Below are 16489 nucleotides of genomic sequence, written 5' to 3'. Positions count from 1 at the left end.
GGATGGGGGAGGGTGCCGGTGAGGAGGCGGCGCTCCTGGGCGGCGGCGGCGATGCCCGTCCCTCCCCCAAGCAGGCCGACGGCGATGGCCAGCGCGAGCCCCAGCTCAAAGCCGGGAACCCCGAAGAGGGGGACAAGGACGAGGGCCGACCCACCACCGGCGAGCACCAGCACGGTGGCCAGGACGGCGGGACGGCCCAACAGACCGCGGGCGCGGGGGAGGACTTGCCGCATGGCGTCCCCTATACTCCCCGACCGCATGTCCGAACAGAAGAGCGGATCCGAACTGCGCACCCATGGTCGTGCGCCCATCGAGCTGAAGGTCGACTACAAGAAGCTCAATTCGTTCTTCGCCGACTACACGAAGAACATCAGCAAGGGTGGCACCTTCATCAAGACGAAGAAGCCGCTGCCCATCGGCACGCGCTTCCTCTTCAAGCTGACGGTGCCGCACCGCGAGGCACCCTTCGAACTGTTGGGCGAGGTCGTCTGGTCCAAGGGCGACGCGGAGGAGCCCGGCATGGGCATCCGCTTCATCTACAGCAGCGAGTCCCAGCGCGTGGACTTCGAGACCCTGGTGGAGCGGCTGATGTCCGACAGCCTGGGCTCCGAGCTGACGGAGAAGCTGCTCAACAAGCCGCTGCATCCCCAGCACCCATGAAGTCGCGGGTCGCGGTGTTGCTGGCGCTGGCGCTCGTGGGCGGCGCGTGCCAGGAAGCGCCCGCCGCATCACCGAAGCTTGTGAAGCCCGCGCCCGCGCCTTCGCGAGCGCGCCCGAAGGACGTGTCGGCGGAGGACTACGTGATGCCAGGGCTGCCGCGCGCGCACGTGCGGCTGAAGGACGCCTACGGGGGCGTGCACCGGGTGGAGGTGGAGGTCGCCGCCACGGGCGATGCACGCACGCGCGGCCTCATGTGGCGCAAGTCGCTGCCCGCCGGGCAGGGCATGCTCTTCCTCTTTCCAGAGCAGGAGGTCCGGGGCTTCTGGATGCGCAACACGCTCATCCCCCTGGACATGCTGTTCATCACGTCCGAGCACCGCATCGTCGGCATCATCGAGAACGCGGAGCCGCGCACGCTGGCGAACCGCTCGGTGGGCATCCCCAGCCAGTACGTGCTGGAGGTGCCGGGCGGCTGGTGTCAGGCGAACGGCATCGTCAAGGGCGGCACGGTGGAGTTCGAGGGCGTGAGCACCCTCCCCATCGCGCCGTGACGCGTGCGCGGGCTGTGTTGGCCCGCGTCCCCGCTACCCGGGCTTGCCCTGCTCGAACAGGAACGTGCTGGTGGCCGTCTGGCCGGAGAGCGCCTTCACCTTCTTGCGCAGGGACGCGGCGACCGCGGACAGCTCGGCGGGATGGGGCTGGGGAGACAGCCCCCGGTGGTCCACCGCCGCCAGGCTCAGCGTCACCGGCACGGGCGCGCCCGCGGCGTCTCCCGCGGTGAAGCCGCCCCTGCGCAGGTCCTCCGGGCCGTACAGCGGGACCTTCTCCGCGTCGAAGCGCTGACAGAGCGTGCGAAGCACCTCGGGCGACACCGCTTCGGGGCACACGAGCACGAAGTCGTCGCCGCCCACATGGCCCAGGTGCGAACCGGGCGGCAGCAGGTGCAGGCACTCCGACAGCAGGCCCGCGGTGTAGCGGATCACCCGGTCGCCCTGGAGGAAGCCGTAGCGGTCGTTGTAGGCCTCGAAGTGATCCAGGTCGCCGTAGATGACGGTGAACGCGTCGCCCTGGAGCGCGGCGCGGATCCACCGTTCAATCATGCGGCTGCCGGGCAGGTCCGTGAGCGGATGCGCGCCGGTGGCCGCGTGCTGCTCCAGGTCCGAGGCCCGCGCGATGAGCTGCTTCATCGTCACCGTGCCCAGGAAGTGGCCCTTCGCGTCCGTCACCACCACCGGGTCGTAGACGGACTCCGGCGGACGGCGCATCGCCATGCGCGCCAGGGCGGTGATGGCCGTGCCGTCCTCCACCACCATCAGGTCCACGGGCGCTCCATCTTCAAGCGCCGGAGACGCGTCCGCGGAGGTGCCACCCCACCGCGCGTAGAAGCTCCGCCGCGTCACCACCGCGTGCGGCTGTTCGCCGTCCAGCAGCACCACGTGGTCCTCGCCCGGCGTGCGGCGGAACAGCCTGTCCAACTCGATGGCGGGCGACGCCACCGGCGCGCAGGGGGGACGGATGATCATGCTGCCCACCGTCTCGTCGTCCTCGTGCTCGCGCTGGTGCAGGGCGCGGATGGCCTCGCGGCAGCGCTCGGCGAACTCCGCGCCCGGCCGCTGCGGAGAGCTCACCGGCCGCGCGAGCAGATAGCCCTGCGCGTGCCGGATGCCCAGGCGCAGCAGCACGGCCAGCTCGTTCCACGTCTCCACGCCCTCGGCGATGAGCACCGCGTCCACGCGCTGCGCGAAGGCGACCAGCGACTTCACCAGGTGCTGCCGGTAGGTGTGCAGGTGGATGTCGCGCACCAGCGCCTGATCCAACTTGATGAAGTCCGGCGCGCTGTGCACCAGCGTCACCAGCCCGGAGTGCCCCGCGCCGAAGTCGTCCAGCGCGATGCCGAAGCCCTGCTCCGAGTACCGCCGCGCGAGCATGCGCAGCTGCTCCGTGTCCTCGAAGGTGCTGCGCTCGGTGATTTCGAGCACCAGCTGCCGGGGGCTGAGGCCGTGCTGGCGCAGCAGCTCCAGCGTGGACGCGCCACCGAAGCGCTCGTCGCTCAGCACATCCGGGCTGACGTTGAAGAAGAAGGGGCCGCGCCGCTGCGCCTCCGGCAGCGTGGCGATGCGGCGCACCGCCGCCGTCCAGCACGCGCGCTCCAACTCGTAGGTGAAGCCCTCCACGCGCGCGCGGGAGAACAGCTCGTTGGGGGACTCCACCGGGCCCAGGCCTCGCGACAGCACCTCGTGGCCCAGCACCTCGCCACTCAGCAGATCGACGATGGGCTGGAAGACGGTGGCGACCCTCGGCTCATCACCGTTCCACAGCCAGGGAGGGGGCACGCCGGGCTTGCTAGGGGAGGGCACACTCATGGCCCTCAAAATGTACCCCGCCCTGAGGGAACCTTCAGGTCCCCCCACCCGACAAATGAACCGGCGTCGGACCCGGACGCCCGCCGCAAGCCTCCGGGCCCGACCTTCCGGGAGGGGTCCCCAAGGGCCCCCGTGCCGCTATTCCCCGCGAATCCGTTGGATTTCCGGCACGTTGGCGCCCTCCGAGGCCAGCGGCGCGGCGTCCACGGGCGCCGGCGGAGGGGCCTCCACGGGGGCAACCTGGGCGAGCGTCACCTGGGCCGCGACGGAGTCCATGGCCTGGCCCTCCTCTCCCTGGGCGGTCGAGAGGGCACGGAAGCGGCGGGCCAGCGAGGCCAGCTCCGCGGCCTTGAGCTGCGCCTGACCGCTGCGCAGGGACAGGAGCGCCACGCGCGCCCGCTCCAGCAGGGCCACCTCCGCGCGCAGCCTCGCGATGATGCGCTCGCGGCGCTGTCGCATGTCTCCCAGCCGCTCCACCTCCTCGGCCAGCGACGCCGCCGCGACCTCCAGCTGCCGGCGCGCCACGGCGTCCGTGCTGGCGCGAGCGCTGCGCTCCAGGCTGTCGCGCTCCGCTTGAAGCTCCGCGGTGGCGCGCTCCTCCAACTGTGCCTCCACGCCGGCCCACTCGGAGGCCAGCTCCACCGCGCCGCGCGTGATGCGCGCCAGCGTGCGGGCCAGCTCCTCGCGCGCGGGCTCCCGGGGCAGCTTCGCGAGCGACTGCCCGCACTGGCGATAGAGCGACAGCGCGCGTTCAGACAGCGCGTGGAAGTCACCGGAGAGCTGGGGCAGCAACTCCTCCGCGCGCGCCTCCACCGGATCCGCCGTCAGACTCAGGTGCGCGGCGATGGCGCCCAGGCCCACGAAGAGGCCGACGATGGCGCCCACCACCCCCGCCGCCAGCAGCGTCGGCGTGGCCACCGACGCGAGCCGCAGCGCCAGGACTTCCGCCACCACGCCCCCGGCCAGCGTGAGCCCCGCGCCCAGCACGCTGCCCAGGCCGTAGTGCACGAGGGTGGGGCGGGCCTCCGCCACCTGGCCCTCCTCGCCCAATTCATTGAGGCGCGCGCGCACCAGCAGCGCCCCGGCGGCCGCGCCGCTCGTCGCCACCGTCCAGCCGGGCGACAGGCCCAGGCCGTAGGGCAGGCCGATGAGGAGCAGCCCCAGGCCGCTCAGGAGGCCCCGGTCCCACCGGTCGCCGCGCGCGCACGCCAGCACCACCGCGGCGGGGACCAGCCACGTGAGCGGCACCGGGACGCCCAGGCGCAGCGTGAGCCACTGCAGGAGCCCCGCACCGGCGCCCGCCGCCAGCGCGCGCGTGACGGTGTGCTCGAAGGCTTCGCGGTGGTGGAATTGCAACACGGCGGCATTCATCGGGACACCCCGGGAACGGCCCTCGGGCCGGGAATGTCCTTCGAACGCGCGGCCCGCGAAAAAGGTCTACGCCTTCGGGCGCGACAGCGGTCCCGTCCTGCCCTTCGTCACGCGCAGGTAGTCCGCGGGGGCGAGGAGGATCTGCGTGCCTCGCACCCCCGCCGACACGGCGACGACGTCGAACAGCTCCAGCGTCTCGTCCACGTAGACGGGGTACTCCTTCTTGCCCCCCAGCGCGGTGACGCCGCCCCGGATGAAGCCCGTGAGCGGCTGCAATTCCTTGAGGGGCACGGTGTCCACCTTGCGGTCGCCGCTCAGCCGCGCCAGGGCCTTCAGGTCCAGCTCCGCGTTGCCGGGCACCACCGCCATCAGCACGCCGGTGCGGTCGCCCTTGGCCACCAGCGTCTTGAACACCTGTTCGGCGGGCATGCCCACCTTGGCGGCCACCGTCTCCGCGGACAGGTCGTCCGGATCCACGTCGTAGTCGCGCAACGTGTACGCGATGCCGAGCGAGTCCAGCAGCCGGGCGGCGTTCGTCTTCACGGGCTCACATCCCCAGGAGCGTGGCGGCGGCCTTCACGCGGGCGAGCGCGTCCTCGGGCGTGGTGCCCACGGCGGACAGGTGCCCCATCTTGCGGCCCTTGCGCGCGTCGCGCTTGCCGTACAGGTGCAGCCGGACGCCGGGCATGGCCAGCACCTGTTCGAAGCGGGGCCCGCCCTCGTGCAGCCACAGGTCGCCCAGCAGGTTGACGATGGCCGCGGGGCGCACCACCTCCACGGAGCCCAGGGGCAGGTTGCACACCGCGCGCACGGCCTGCTCGAACTGGCTCGTCAGGCACGCCACCTCCGTCGAGTGGAAGCTGTTGTGCGGCCGGGGCGCCACCTCGTTGACGAGCAGCGAGCCGTCCCCCAGCAGGAACATCTCCACCACCAGCAGCCCCTCCACCTTCAGCGCGGCGGTGATGTCGCGCGCCACCTGCGCGGCCTGCGTGAGCACGGGCTGCGGCAGCGGGCCCGGCAGGAGCGACCACGCGAGGATGCGCTGCTCGTGGTGGTTGAATGCAGGAGGGTACACCGCGAGCTGTCCATCCGGCCCGCGCGCGACGAGCACCGACAGCTCCGCCTGCAGATCCAGCGCGGCCTCCACCACCACGGAGCCTTCACCCAGCTCGCGCCACGCGACGCCCGCCTCGGAGGCCTGCTTCACCTCGTACTGGCCGCGGCCGTCGTAGCCGCCCTCGCTGGACTTGATGAAGCACCGGCCGCCCAGCGCGGTGATGGCCTGCGCCAGCTCCGCCTCCGAGTGCGCCTCACGCCACGGCCCCAGCGGGAAGCCGCCCTTCGCGAGCCAGGACTTCTGCCGGCCGCGGTGCTGCACCACCTCCAGCACGGCCGCGCCGGGCCGCATGGGCGCGTGGCGCGCGACGGCGTTGAGCGTGGCGAGCGACACCTTTTCAATCTCCAGCGTCACCACGTCGCACGAGCGCGCCAGGTCCTCCGCGGCGGACGTGTCGGAGAAGGACGCGGTGAGGCAGCGGTCCACCACGCTGCGGGCCGGACACGACGAGTCCGGATCCAGCGCCTGCACCTGGTAGCCCAGCGTGCGCGCCGCGAGCGCCATCATCCGCCCCAGCTGCCCTCCGCCGAGGATGCCCAGCGTGCCGCCGGGGAGCACCACGCGCGCCGTCATCCCGACACCTCCCGGTGCGCCAGCACCTCGTCCGTGCGCGCCTTGCGCCAGGCCCCCAGCCGCTCGCGCAGCTCCGGGTACTTCAGGCAGAGGATGGCCGCCGCGTGCAGCGCCGCGTTGGCGGCCCCCGGCTTGCCAATGGCCTGCGTGCCCACCGGGACGCCCTTGGGCATCTGCACGATGGAGAGCAGCGCGTCGAAGCCGTTGAGCACCGTGGTGGGCATGGGCACGCCCAGCACCGGCAGCAACGTCTTGCTGGACACCATGCCGGGCAGGTGCGCCGCGCCGCCCGCCGCGGCGATGATGACGGACAGGCCCCGGGACTCCGCGGTGGACGCGTACTCCATCATCCAGTCCGGGGTGCGGTGCGCGGACACGACGCGCACCTCATGCGGGATGCGCAGCTCGGCGAGGATGTCGATCGCCGGTTGCAGGTGTTCGAGGTCGCTTCTGCCGCCCATGATGACCCCGACCCACGGGGTGCTCGCGCTCGCCGCCATGCTGTCTCGCGCCTCCAGTGCGCCCTTCCAGGGCTGAAGCCTGGAAGAACGCGGAGATAGGGCCACGCGATTCCGCAGGTCAACCGCGAAGATGTCACTTCGCGTCAGGGAGGGACCGGGGGGCCGAGCGTCACCCCCCTCCCGCCCGGCGTGCCCGGCTAGTAGGTGGAGCCCATCCGGCCGAAGCTCTTGAGCGCCTTCACCTTGCTGCTCTTCACGGCGGCGCGCTGGGAGGTCTCGTCGTCCGCGGCGTCGTATTCCTGCATCGCCTGGGCCTGCTCGGCCTGATCCACCGCCACCGCCGCCGGACCCGCCACCGCGGCCGCCTCGGTGAAGAGGACCTGGTTCTGGCGCAGGTAGTCCTGGGCCTCGCCCTTCTTGCCCGTGCTCATCGCCTCCGCGGCCTTCTGGAGGTTCTGCGCGCTGCGCGCCCGGGCCGCGTACACCGTGGCCTCCTTGTCCTGGCGCGACACCACCTCTTCGCGCACGTCCGTGGCCACCGCGGCCAGCGTGGACAGGTCCTCCACGCCCTTGTTCGCGAGCAGGTCCGTGTAAGCGACCTTCAGCCCCGCCACCTGCACGGACTGGCCCGCCGCGCCGCCCGTCACGTTCAGCCGCACCACCACGCGCTCCACCTGGCCCGCGGCGAAGTCCGGCATCGCCACGCGCACGGTGTTGCCGGCCTGGTGCGCGCGGTAGCCCAGCACCTCGCCCAGCGTCGTGCCCGGGGGCAGCTCGAAGGACAGCTCCACGTTGCGCGCCACCGCGGTGGTGGCCTGCTGCAGGTCGCGCTGGAAGAGGGTGGACAGCTTGCTCGCATCCTCCAGGAACCCGTAGGCGCCCGCGCCGTACTCGGCGAAGGCCTGCATCAGGTCCTCGTTGAAGTCGGTGCCCACGCCAATGGAGCTCACCGTGATGCCGGAGGCGCGGATCTCCCGCACCACGTTCTTCAGCCCCTCGTCATCCGACACGCCCTCGGTGGGCTGGCCGTCGCTCATCAGGATGAGGCGGTTGACGGTGGCGCTGCCGCCCATGGCGGACGCCAGCTGCGTGCGGCCCACGGACAGGCCCGCGCTGATGTTGGTGCCGCCGTCGTCCCAGATGCCGTCGATGAAGCGGGCCATCCGCTCGCGGTTGTCCGCGGTCGCCGGCAAGGACGGCAGGCTCTTCACGTCCGAACCGTAGTGCACGATGGCCAGCCGGTCCTCGTCGCGCAAGAGCGTCACCAGGTGCCGCGCGGCCTGCTTCGCCTGCTGCAGCTTGTAGCCGCTCATGGAGCCCGACCGGTCGATGACGACCGCCAGGTTCACCGGGCTGCGCTTCGCGCCGGGCACCTCCATGCCGGTGAGGTCCACCGTGACGTACGTCTCCGAGGGGCCCACCGGGATGTACGGGTGCGCCAGCCGGCTCGTCACCTGGAGGCTGCCCGCGCCCGTGACGCCCTGCGGCTTGTTGACCGGCGGGGTGGGGGAGCCCAGCGGCGTCGTCACCACGACATGGGGGGACGAGGTGCCGTCCCCCCGGGGCAGGCCCAGCACCAGGGCGGTGAGGGCGAGGCCGCCAGCCAGGGCGAGGAAGAGGACCGTACGATTCATGGCAGGACTCCAGAGGGCGTGTGGAAACGCGGGCCCTGCCTTTACGAACGGCGCGCGCGAATAGGTCTAACCCTTTCGTGCCAGGCGACTGTTCAGTTGCCCTGGGCCTGCGGGGTGGCGCCGGCGCAGAAGTAGGGCGAGTTGTTCTCGCCGAAGGTGCGCCGGTAGAAGCCCTCGTCGGCGACCTTGATGGCTTCGAGCGTCGCCTGATCCAACAGCAGGGGACGGCACGTCATCCGCTCCTTGATGCCCTCCACCGCGTCGCTGTTGGTCACCTCGCAGTCGGTGGTGCTGCCCTGCACGCACGCGTCGCTGCAGTAGCCCAGGGCCTCGTCGGCCGGGTTGTCGCTGCGGGGGCTGTCCGCGTCGCGCACGCAGACCAGCTCCTCGCAGTCCAGCGAGCCGAAGGAGATGAAGTCCTGGTCCGCGGCGATGTCCTTCTCGTAGATGGGCATGAAGTCGCGGCCGAAGGTTTGCGCCTCCGTGTCCGTCGCCTTGCGCACCAGGCCGCACGGCTTGCCCAGTTCGGTGGTGACCTCACAGCCTCCCAGCAGGAGGACGGCGGACATGAAGAGCGCGGATCGCACGAACATCTTTGAAACCTCTAGGAAGGAAGGGACCTGGGGCGTGGGGGGGCCGCGACTCCAGGTGGGCTGAAACGGTAGCACACCCCTCCTTCACGCCAACCCGGGACATGCAGACGCGGATCCGCTGGAATTGTGAAGGGGGACCGGAGGATTACAGAGGAGGCAGGCACGTCGTGGCGGTTGATGGCTGGGAATACGACCGATAGGATGGCGTGGCTGATGTCATGCTGCCTTCCGGTGGCAGTACGCCCCCTCCCCCCCACGGAGCGCCCGGACTTGAACCGCCCCACGCTGCTGCTTGCGCTGAGCCTGATGTGGCCCGCGCTGGCCCCCGCCCAGAGTCAGGAAGGCATGGGCCTCGATCTGACCGAGGACGCCCAGGCCAAACCTCCCGAAGAGAACCCAGCGCCGCCGCCGGACGAGGAAGCCCGTCCCGCGTCGCCGCCCACCGCCGACAAGGCGAAGGAGATCCCCCCCGAGGCGCTGATGCCGCTGACGGACATCACCCAGGACGACCGGGTGAAGAGCGTCCAGCGCAAGGTGTATCTGAAGAAGCACCGCTTCGAGCTCTCCCCGCTCGTCAGCATCTCCGTGAACGACCCCTTCTATTCGAAGGTGGGCGGTTCGCTCCGGGGCGCCTGGTACCTGGCGGACACGCTGGCCATCTCCGCCCGCGGTTCGCTGATGCAGGTGGTGCCGTCGGATGACGTGCGCACCGCCAAGCGCACCTTCAACAGCAAGATCTACAACTCCGTGCCGCAGTGGTCCGCCATGGGCGACATCGAGTGGGCGCCGCTGTACGGCAAGGTGTCCTTCCTCAACTCCATCCTCCACTTCGACGGCTACCTCCTGGGCGGCCTGGGCGTGGTGAAGACGGAGACCTCCGCGCTGCCCGACCGCGGCCTCAACCCGGCCGCCGACCTGGGCCTGGGCATGCGGTTCGTCACCAAGGACTACCTGGCCGTCAACGTGGCCCTCATCAACACTTCCTATGTGGACCAGCCCCTGGGCAGCAGCAAGGGCGCCATCCAGAACGTCATGACCCTCAACGCGGGCATCTCCATCTTCCTGCCCCTCAAGTCGACGGGGAGGGAGTCCGAATGAAGCCCACCTTCCGTCTGCTGCTGACCCTGTGCGCTGGCATGCCCGTGCTGGCCGGCGCCGCCGACCAGGCTCCCGCTCCCGCCCCCGCGGCGGCTCCGGCGCCCGCTCCCGCTCCTGCCCCGAAGCCGGCCGCCGCGCCGCAGGGGTCGGCCGCCTCCCAGGAGGAGGAGGCCGGTGACGTGTCCGAGGTGGACAAGGACGCCCTGGGGCCCCTTCGCGAGCGCATCCGGCCGGTGTCCGGCCACATGTTCCTCAAGAAGGGCCGCTTCGAGGTCAGCCCGTCCGCGTCCGTCTCCATCCGCGACGCGTTCTACAAGAAGTACCTCTTCGGAGCCTCGCTCACGTACTACCCCACGGAGACGCTGGGCGTGGGCCTGCGCGCGGGCTACGCGGTGAACACCGTGGCCGGCTCCGCGCAGATCTGCGAGTTCGGCGGCGACACCGGCGACACCCGCGGCTGCCGCGCGCCCTCCAAGGGCGAGCTGGACGGCCAGGCCCCCGGGCAGCTCACGCTGCTGGGCGGCGCGGACGTCCAGTGGGCCCCCATCTACGGCAAGCTGTCGCTGCTGGCGGAGAAGTTCGTCCACTTCGACATGTACGGCATCGTCGGCGCGTCGGTGGTGCAGTACCGCGGCCCGGAGACGCGGCTCGTGGACGGCCAGCCCGTCGCGGGCAGCAAGTCGTACCTCACGGCCGGCGGCAACGTGGGCGTCGGCCTGCGCTTCTTCTTCAACCGCTGGGTGACGCTGCGCACGGAGCTGCGCGACCTCATCTACGTGGAGAAGGGCCGGGAGCCCACGCCCACGTACCTCCGCAACCAGATCCTCTTCGAGCTGGGCCTGTCCTTCTTCTTCCCCTCCGGTTCCTAAGACTCATGATGCGCACCCACCGGCTCCTCCGTCTCGCCGTCCTCGGGCTCACGCTCGCGTGGACGGCTCCCACCATGGCCCAGTCCTTTGAAGGCCTGGACCTGGCGGGACAGTCCAAGAAGAAGAAGAAGGGGTCGTCTTCGGCGAAGAAGAAGACGACCTCCACCAAGCGGGGCAAGGGCAAGCAGACCGCCCCCGCCGCGGAGGCCACCGCGGCCCCCGCTCCTGAAACCGCGGCGCCCGTGGGCAACCCGGCCACGCCTCCGACGACGACCACCACCACGACGCCCGTGGCGCCGGCCACCACCGCGCCCGCCGCGGCGACGAAGCCCGCCGCTGCCCCCCAGGGTGGCGGCCTGGGCCTGGACCTCACCAGCGACAGCGACAAGCCGCCCGCGCCGACGATGACGTTCGACGCGGTGGACGTGTCCGGCAAGACGGCGGACCGCCAGCGCCTGGACGCGGCCATCTCGCTGTTCAAGAACGACGAGTACGAGAAGGCGGCGATGGCGTCGCACGAGCTCCTGGGGGACCCGAAGCTGCAGGGTCTGCACACCGAGGCGCGCTACGTGCTGGCCAAGTCGCTCTACCGCATGGGCCTGTACCACTCGTCCCTGGGCGAGTTCTCCAAGATCCTCGCGGTGGGTCCGTCCACGAAGTTCTTCAAGACGAGCCTGGAGTGGCTGTTCTTCATCAGCCGCAAGACGCAGAACGAGACGGTCATCCTGGATGAGATCGCCCGTTACGCGAACTACGAGTTCCCGGAGAAGTTCCGCAACGAGTTCCGCTACCTGCTGGCGCGCTACCACTTCGTGCGCGGCCGGGCGTTGGATCAGGTGGGCCAGACGGAGAACGCGGACAAGAGCTTCGAGGAAGTGAAGCGGCTGGCGCTGACCATCCCGCGCACGGATCCGTTCTACCCGCGCGCGAAGTACCTGGAGGGCGTGGCCTTCTTCCGCAACGGCACGCGCAACAAGGACGCGGCGCTCAAGCGCGGCAACACGGACGTGCTGGCGTCGGTGGAGGCGATGAAGGAAGTGGTGCGCCTCACCCGTCCCCAGTCGGGCCGCACCGGCGAGCAGGCGAAGCTGGACAAGTCGCTGCGCGAGCTGGCCTTCATGCAGCTGGCGCGCACGCACTACGGCATGCAGCAGAACCGCTTCTCCATCTTCTATCTGAACAAGGTGGAGCGCGGGAACACGCAGTGGCTGGAGGCCCTCTTCGAGTCCTCCTGGGCCAACTACCGCATCGGTCAGTACGAGCAGGCGCTGGGCAACCTCATCACCCTGTCGTCGCCCTTCTTCCGCGAGGAGTACTTCCCGGAAGCGCTCATCCTGAAGGCCGTCATCTATTACGAGAACTGCCGCTACCGGGAGTCCAACCTCATCCTCCAGGACTTCGAGCACACGTACCTGCCCGTGCACGACGAGCTGGACTCGCTCGTGAAGAAGAACATGGACGCGAGCGAGTACTACACGGTGCTCGCCGACGTGCAGAAGAAGAACAAGGACGGCCTGGAGAAGAACGGCACGGACGTGCTCCTGGAGCGCATCCTGCGGCTCGCCCTCACGGATCAGGACCTGAAGAAGACCAACGACTCCATCCTGGAGCTCGAGGGTGAGATGGACCTGTTCTCCAACAAGGGCGACACGTTCAAGTACTCGGAGCTGTCGAAGCAGCTGCTGGAGGGCCTGAAGGTCCAGCGCACGCACCTCATCTCCAAGGCCGGCACCATGGCCAAGGGCAAGCTGGAGACGGAGCTGGGCGCGCTCAAGCTGCTGCTGGCCAACGGCCTGCGCATCAAGTTCGAGACGACCACCAAGGAGAAGGAGTTCCTGGAGGAGCAGCTCAAGGCGGGCGGTCGCACGGCCATCGTCAAGAAGTACAAGTACTCCGTGGCCGTGGCGGACGATCAGCTCTACTGGCCCTACGAGGGTGAGTACTGGCGTGACGAGCTGGGCACGTACCAGTACACGATGACCAAGGGCTGCATCGAGCGCGACACGGCCAACCGCAACATCCAGTCCGCCGGGGCGATGTAGACGCCCGACGGCACAGGTGGGAGTCTCCCGGTCCGCCGGAGCGCCTGGCATGAGCGCTCCGGCGGTTTCCGTTTTCAGCGGTCCGGTTTCCAACGGCAGGTGGACGAGGGGAGTACGAGGGTGGCTCGGGAGGCGTCGCTGCGGGTGGTGTTCGGCATCGCCGTGCTGGACCTCATCGGGTTCGGCATCCTGATTCCCCAGCTCGGCGTGTACGGCGTGCGCTTCGGGGCGTCGCCCTTCACGGTGGGGCTGCTCGTCGCGGTGTACTCGCTGATGCAGCTGGTGGCGGCGCCCATCATGGGGCGGCTGTCGGACCGGTTCGGCCGGCGGCCGGTGCTGCTCGTGAGCCAGGTGGGGTCGCTCTTGGGCTACGTGCTGTTCGCCTTCGCGCACACGCTGCCCCTGTTGTTCCTGTCGCGCGTCATCGACGGGGTGTCGGGCGGCAACGTGTCCACGGCGCAGGCGGTGGTGGCGGACATCACGCCCCCGGCCGAGCGCGCGCGGGGCATGGGCATCATCGGCGCGGCGTTCGGCCTGGGCTTCGTGCTGGGGCCGGCGCTGGGGGGCGTGCTGGGCGCGTGGGGCGGCAACCTCGCCATCGGCCTGTTCGCGGCGGGGCTGTCCGCGGTGAACCTCGTCTGCACGTGGTTCTTCCTGCCGGAGACGCGCGTGCCGGGTTCGCCCTCCGCGACGGTGCGCTCCATGAAGGGCGCCGCGTCCGTGCTGTCGATGCCCGTGGTGGGCCGGTGCGTGGTGCTGGTGCTGCTCTTCACCGTGGCCTTCGCGCAGATGGAGGGCACGTTCTCCGTGTACCTGCTGACGCGCTTCCTGTCGGCCGGCGCGGTGCCGCTGGAGGGCGGGTGGCTCATCCACGCGGTGCACCCGGACGAGGCCGTCCTGCGGGAGGCCAGCCTGCGCTCCGGGGCGCTCTTCGCGGTGGTGGGCGTGCTGTCCGCGCTGGTGCAGGGCGGGCTCGTGCGCCGGCTGGTGGCTCCGTTGCCCGGAGAACGGCCGCCCGCCGGGCCGGGAGGCAGGGGAGGGCGGGAGGCCCCGGTGGCCGTGGTGGGGTTCGCGCTGACGGCCGCGGGGCTCGCGCTCCTGCCGGTGGCCCCGTCGTACGGGTGGCTCTTCCCGGTGATGGGGCTGCTGGCGGTGGGTTCCGCGCTGGTGAACCCGTGCCTGTCCGCCCTGGTGTCCCTGCATGCTCCTGCGGCGCGTCAGGGGACGGTGTTGGGCGCGTATCAGGCCTGCGGGTCGCTCGGTCGCATTGTGGGCCCGGCGCTGGGCGGCCTGCTATTCACGCGGTTGGGCCCCGCCGCGCCCTATGGGACGGGGGCGGTCCTGGTAGGGCTGGGAGGCCTGCTGGCACTGTCGCTGGTGACACAGGTGAGAATGTCGGGAGCGGGCGCCGAGCAAAGCTCATAGGATGGGTTCCATGGTGGGGAAGCCGCAGCAAGTCACCATCGCGTTCGACGTGATGGGGAGCGATCACGGCCCGGCCGAGGTGGTGCGGGGTGCGGCCCAGCTCTCGCTGGAGTCTCCGCACATCCACGCGCTGCTCGTGGGGGACCGTCCAGTCATCGACGAGGTCCTGGCCGGCATCAAGCACAACGGCGAGCGCATCTCCGTGCACCACGCGGCGGACTTCGTGGGCATGGACGAGAAGCCCGGCGAGGCGCTGGCGCGCAAGCCCGAGTCCTCCGTGGCGGTGGCCGCCCGGCTGGTGGCGGAAGGCGAAGCGCACGCGCTGGTGTCCGCGGGCAACACGGGCGCGGGCGTGCTCGCGTGCAAGCGCCACTTCCAGCTCATCCCGGGCGTGCGCCGCGCGGCGTTGGCCACGGTGTACCCGACGCGGGGCGTGCGAGGCGCGAAGCAGGACCCGTTCAGCCTCATCCTCGACGTGGGCGCCACGGTGGAGGCCACGGCGGAGGACCTGGTGGCGTTCGCCGTCATGGGCAGCGCGTACGCGCGCATCATCTCCCGCAACGAGCGGCCCAAGGTGGCGCTCCTGTCCAACGGTGTGGAGCCGCAGAAGGGCCCGCCCCGCGTGGTGGAGGCGCACCAGCGGCTGTCGCAGATGACGGGGCTCAACTTCACCGGCAACGTGGAGGGCATCGACATCCCGCGCGGCACCGCGGACGTCATCGTCACGGATGGCTTCGTGGGCAACGTGTGCCTGAAGATGCTGGAGGGCGTGCACGACACGGTGATGGAGCTGGCCCAGTACGCCTACAAGGAGAGCCTGCGCTGGCGCGCGGGCCTGGCCATGCTGTCTTCCGGCATCGAGCGGCTCAAGGACATCACGGACTGGGAGCAGTACGGCGGCGCGCCCATCCTCGGGTTTGATCGCATCTTCATCAAGGCGCACGGCCGTTCGAAGGCGCGCGCCATCGCCAACGCCGGCAAGGTGGCGGCGAAGGCGGTGGCGAATGAGCTGGGCTCCGCCATCCAGGAGGGCCTCTCGCGGTGAGCCTGCCGGACCGGATCGACCCCCGCCCCCCGCGCCGCATCTACCGGTGGGACCTGGACAAGACGTACCTCCAGACGGACTTCGAGTCGCTGCGCGACCTGTTCCGCACCGCCTTCCAGAAGGCGCATGAGAAGGTCGCCGTGCCGGGCGCGAGCACCCTCATCCGGGAGCTGGCGGAGAGCGGGGACACGCGGCTGTGCATCGTGTCCGGCAGCCCCAAGCAGATGCGCGCGGTGCTGGAGGAGAAGCTCAAGCTGGACGGCGTCCAGTGGGATGAGTTCGTCCTCAAGGACAACGTGAGCAACCTCTTGCGCGGGCGCTTCCGGGCCCTGCGCGGACAGGTGGGCTACAAGCTGCCCGTCATCCTGGAGAGCCGCGTCAACGCGCCCATCGAAGCGGAAGAGGTGCTCTTCGGCGACGACGCGGAGGCGGACGCGTTCATCTACTCGCTCTACGCGGACCTCATCGCGGGCCGGGTGGACGAGCGCGTGCTGTCGCAGGTGCTGGAGGCGGGCGGCGTGTACCCGGACGACGTCGCGCGGGTGCACGCGGCGTGGAAGAAGATCCCGGTGGCGGACCCCGTGCGCCGCATCTTCATCCACCTGGACCGGCTGACGCCGCCCGCGCACTTCACGCCCTACGGGCCGCGCGTGGTGCCCATCTTCAACTACTTCCAGGCGGCGCTGGTGCTGCTCGCGGACGGCCACCTCACGGCGCCCCAGGTGCTGAAGATCGCCGTGGAGATGGTGCAGACGGCGGGGCACAACATCCTCACGCTGTCGAACTCGTTCCAGGACCTGCTGCGGCGCGGGCTGCCGCTGCAGCAGGCCGCCATCGCGCTGTCCCAGGCGATGGAGGGGCCCAACGCGCTGCTCAAGGCGATGCGCCCCGTGCCGGACATCCTGGCCGCGTTCAGCAAGCGTCTGGCCGCGCTGGGCACCCAGCCGCCCCCGCCGCGCGTGCAGGCGGTGGACTACGTGTCGCTCATCTCCCACGCGCTGCCGCGCACCCACAAGGGTCGCTCGACGAAGCCGGGCGGCTCCTGACGCCGGGCGTGGTGCCCCCTGTTGGTGCGGTGCCTCCTGCCGGTGCGGTGCCCGCCTGCCTGGCCGGTGGCCGCTCCAGCGACCGGCGGGGGCCCTGGAGGCCCCTCTGCCGCACACGGATGGGACGGGGTCCGGCTGTTACCCCAGGAAGGGCACCTTTCGCGGGCAGCGACGGGGCCCTGGGACCTGGGA

Annotated in this window: 15 protein-coding genes and 1 pseudogene; 8 read left to right on the top strand and 8 right to left on the bottom strand. The window is 70.6% G+C overall.

All coding sequences use genetic code 11. The features are described from left to right. The coding region (locus tag D7X12_RS27775; protein ID WP_208719322.1) for a hypothetical protein at positions 1-233 on the bottom strand (233 nt) is incomplete at its 3' end. 25 nt (positions 234-258) lie between these two features. Here D7X12_RS27775 and D7X12_RS27770 point away from each other — a divergent pair. After that, positions 259-660, top strand: a complete 402-nt coding sequence (locus D7X12_RS27770; RefSeq protein ID WP_120535495.1) for a TIGR02266 family protein — start codon at positions 259-261, stop codon at positions 658-660. Next, positions 657-1211, top strand: a complete 555-nt coding sequence (locus D7X12_RS27765; RefSeq protein WP_120628282.1) for a DUF192 domain-containing protein — start codon at positions 657-659, stop codon at positions 1209-1211. The genes D7X12_RS27770 and D7X12_RS27765 overlap by 4 nt, the downstream gene beginning before the upstream one ends. A 33-nt stretch (positions 1212-1244) precedes the next feature. On the opposite strand, the gene D7X12_RS27760 is transcribed toward D7X12_RS27765, so the two are convergent. The 7 genes from D7X12_RS27760 to cglC form a co-directional block, all read right to left on the bottom strand. Next, on the bottom strand, positions 1245-2993 hold the full coding sequence (locus D7X12_RS27760) for an EAL domain-containing protein (RefSeq protein ID WP_244224817.1): 1749 nt from the start codon (positions 2991-2993) through the stop codon (positions 1245-1247). 168 nt (positions 2994-3161) lie between these two features. Then, positions 3162-4382, bottom strand: a complete 1221-nt coding sequence (locus tag D7X12_RS27755; RefSeq protein ID WP_244224816.1) for a hypothetical protein — start codon at positions 4380-4382, stop codon at positions 3162-3164. A 78-nt stretch (positions 4383-4460) separates the two neighbouring features. Continuing rightward, complete coding sequence (ybaK, locus tag D7X12_RS27750; RefSeq protein ID WP_120628280.1) at positions 4461-4937, bottom strand: Cys-tRNA(Pro) deacylase; 477 nt, start codon at positions 4935-4937, stop codon at positions 4461-4463. Positions 4938-4941: 4 nt separating this feature from the next. Then, positions 4942-6084: a 5-(carboxyamino)imidazole ribonucleotide synthase gene (gene purK / locus D7X12_RS27745; protein WP_120628279.1), complete on the bottom strand. Its 1143-nt coding sequence runs from the start codon at positions 6082-6084 to the stop codon at positions 4942-4944. Beyond that, positions 6081-6584, bottom strand: coding sequence for a 5-(carboxyamino)imidazole ribonucleotide mutase (gene purE / locus D7X12_RS27740; RefSeq protein WP_193428252.1), 504 nt, complete (start codon positions 6582-6584; stop codon positions 6081-6083). The genes purK and purE overlap by 4 nt, the downstream gene beginning before the upstream one ends. 158 nt (positions 6585-6742) lie before the next feature. Continuing rightward, positions 6743-8179, bottom strand: coding sequence for a vWA domain-containing protein (locus D7X12_RS27735; protein WP_120628278.1), 1437 nt, complete (start codon positions 8177-8179; stop codon positions 6743-6745). Positions 8180-8271: 92 nt separating this feature from the next. Further along, the gene (gene cglC / locus D7X12_RS27730) at positions 8272-8772 is read right to left on the bottom strand and encodes an adventurous gliding motility lipoprotein CglC (protein WP_120628277.1); all 501 of its coding nucleotides are present in this window, start codon (positions 8770-8772) and stop codon (positions 8272-8274) included. Between the two features lie 270 nt (positions 8773-9042). Here cglC and D7X12_RS27725 point away from each other — a divergent pair, with 270 nt between their 5' ends. From D7X12_RS27725 to D7X12_RS27700, 6 genes and pseudogenes are all read left to right on the top strand, one after another. Further along, entirely contained in the window at positions 9043-9870 is an 828-nt protein-coding gene (locus D7X12_RS27725; protein ID WP_120628276.1) for an outer membrane beta-barrel domain-containing protein, read from the top strand. Then, positions 9867-10739 (top strand): outer membrane beta-barrel domain-containing protein, encoded by an 873-nt coding sequence (locus tag D7X12_RS27720; RefSeq protein WP_208719319.1) that lies wholly within the window; start codon positions 9867-9869, stop codon positions 10737-10739. Before D7X12_RS27725 ends, D7X12_RS27720 begins: the two co-directional genes overlap by 4 nt. 8 nt (positions 10740-10747) lie before the next feature. Further along, complete coding sequence (gene gltC / locus D7X12_RS27715; protein ID WP_208719324.1) at positions 10748-12781, top strand: adventurous gliding motility protein GltC; 2034 nt, start codon at positions 10748-10750, stop codon at positions 12779-12781. Between the two features lie 93 nt (positions 12782-12874). After that, positions 12875-14206 (top strand): annotated as a pseudogene (locus D7X12_RS27710) (MFS transporter); the annotation flags it as partial. Between the two features lie 10 nt (positions 14207-14216). Then, positions 14217-15251, top strand: coding sequence for a phosphate acyltransferase PlsX (gene plsX, locus D7X12_RS27705; RefSeq protein ID WP_120628283.1), 1035 nt, complete (start codon positions 14217-14219; stop codon positions 15249-15251). Next, the gene (locus D7X12_RS27700; RefSeq protein WP_120628273.1) at positions 15248-16297 is read left to right on the top strand and encodes a phosphatase domain-containing protein; all 1050 of its coding nucleotides are present in this window, start codon (positions 15248-15250) and stop codon (positions 16295-16297) included. The genes plsX and D7X12_RS27700 overlap by 4 nt, the downstream gene beginning before the upstream one ends. Positions 16298-16489 lie beyond the last annotated feature (192 nt).

The organism is Corallococcus sicarius (assembly GCF_003611735.1).
GTDB lineage: Bacteria > Myxococcota > Myxococcia > Myxococcales > Myxococcaceae > Corallococcus > Corallococcus sicarius.
The sequence above is the reverse complement of the archived record's forward strand: the minus strand, read 5'-3'. Positions and strand labels throughout refer to the sequence as shown.

Bases quoted from the DNA above. Each gene is read 5' to 3' on its own strand.
- D7X12_RS27770 (WP_120535495.1), top strand. From the start codon at position 259: ATGTCCGAACAGAAGAGCGGATCCGAACTGCGCACCCATGGTCGTGCG.
- D7X12_RS27765 (WP_120628282.1), top strand. From the start codon at position 657: ATGAAGTCGCGGGTCGCGGTGTTGCTGGCGCTGGCGCTCGTGGGCGGC.
- purK (WP_120628279.1), bottom strand. From the start codon at position 6,084: ATGACGGCGCGCGTGGTGCTCCCCGGCGGCACGCTGGGCATCCTCGGC.
- purE (WP_193428252.1), bottom strand. From the start codon at position 6,584: ATGGCGGCGAGCGCGAGCACCCCGTGGGTCGGGGTCATCATGGGCGGC.
- D7X12_RS27735 (WP_120628278.1), bottom strand. From the start codon at position 8,179: ATGAATCGTACGGTCCTCTTCCTCGCCCTGGCTGGCGGCCTCGCCCTC.
- cglC (WP_120628277.1), bottom strand. From the start codon at position 8,772: ATGTTCGTGCGATCCGCGCTCTTCATGTCCGCCGTCCTCCTGCTGGGA.
- D7X12_RS27720 (WP_208719319.1), top strand. From the start codon at position 9,867: ATGAAGCCCACCTTCCGTCTGCTGCTGACCCTGTGCGCTGGCATGCCC.
- gltC (WP_208719324.1), top strand. From the start codon at position 10,748: ATGCGCACCCACCGGCTCCTCCGTCTCGCCGTCCTCGGGCTCACGCTC.
- plsX (WP_120628283.1), top strand. From the start codon at position 14,217: ATGGTGGGGAAGCCGCAGCAAGTCACCATCGCGTTCGACGTGATGGGG.